The following is a 1,138-nucleotide window of genomic DNA, read 5'->3' on the forward strand; positions in this document are numbered from 1 at the left end:
TTGCCGCCTGCGCGCTGTTCCTGGCGGCGCGCACGCGGCAAGTGTTGCGGGAAATGCGAAGCGCGCCCAGAAGAGCGGTGTGCGCGATACAACAGCGAGGTCGTGTCGCAAGCCGTAGACGGCCAGCATGAGCACGAACGAACCCATGCCGCCCAGTAGCAACGCGCGCACGAAGCGGCGTCGCGACAGGCCGGTATCGACGGGCGTGACCCCTGTCGAGAGAAGCGAAATCAGGTCGTCGGTTTTCATGCGGTGCCTCGAATTTTTGCTGCCAGCGCTTTCAATCCTCGGTGAATGCCCACTTTGACCGCCGACTCCGACATGCCCGTCAGCGTGGCTGTCTCGGTCACGGAAAGACCCTCCAGCTTCACATGCACGATCGGCAACCGGTGACGGTCCGGCAACTGCTCGAGCAACTTGCCGATATCGCGTTTTGCGTCGGCGGGTTCTTCATCTGAAATTGCGAAGATATCGAGCGTCTCGTCGAGCGGATCATTCAGCGCTTCGCGCCGTGATCTCGCCCGAAAGAAATCCATCAGCTTGTAACGCGCAATGGCGTGCACCCACGCCGTCAGCGGTTCGTCCGGACGATATGTATGGCGGCTGTTGTGCACCGCCAGCAGGATTTCCTGCACGATGTCTTCGATGTCGTCCTGAAGATAATGGATACGTTTCCTCAGGAAACCGCGCAGGTGTCCCGTCAGGTCGTCCAGAAACGCACGATACGCAACCGCGTCGCCATCCAGGCCGCGTACGAAGAGCGACTTCAGCCGCTCTTCGACACCCGACACGCCATTACCTTCTGTTATTCGCTTCATCGCGGCATTGGGTTACAGCGCGCTCCAAATAAAAAAGCGGCAGGGCGTCTGGTGACCTGCCGAACGCGAAACGTGCGGATTGTGCCGCAACGTTTTGCTGCTGTCGATGTCGGCGCGCAACGCCGGCGGCGAAAGCGGGGCAAGATCAGCGAGCGGCGTCCGGATAATTTGATGGGAAGAGGGCACGGCGTGCTTGTTCGTCAAGTTCGCGCTTGAAAGTCAGGTCGCGGCCGACGGCGCGTGCGCGCCGACATCGACAGCAGCAAAACGTTGCGGCACAATCCGCACGTTTCGCGTTCGGCAGGGCGTCTGGTGACCTG

2 protein-coding genes are annotated in these 1,138 nt (G+C 60.8%); both read right to left on the minus strand.

Annotation, left to right across the window (positions count from 1 at the left end; all coding sequences use genetic code 11):
- Positions 1-249, minus strand: a 249-nt coding sequence (locus ACRXB1_RS36495) for an NrsF family protein (protein WP_449494833.1), incomplete at its 3' end; no start/stop codon positions are given.
- Positions 246-818 (minus strand): sigma-70 family RNA polymerase sigma factor, encoded by a 573-nt coding sequence (locus ACRXB1_RS36500; RefSeq protein WP_449494834.1) that lies wholly within the window; start codon positions 816-818, stop codon positions 246-248. The genes ACRXB1_RS36495 and ACRXB1_RS36500, both read right to left, overlap by 4 nt.
- Positions 819-1,138: the final 320 nt, after the last annotated feature.

The sequence above is a fragment of the Caballeronia sp. M23-90 genome (assembly GCF_053574605.1).

Coding starts and splice junctions, on each gene's coding strand:
- ACRXB1_RS36500 (WP_449494834.1), bottom strand. CDS start 818: ATGAAGCGAATAACAGAAGGTAATGGCGTGTCGGGTGTCGAAGAGCGG.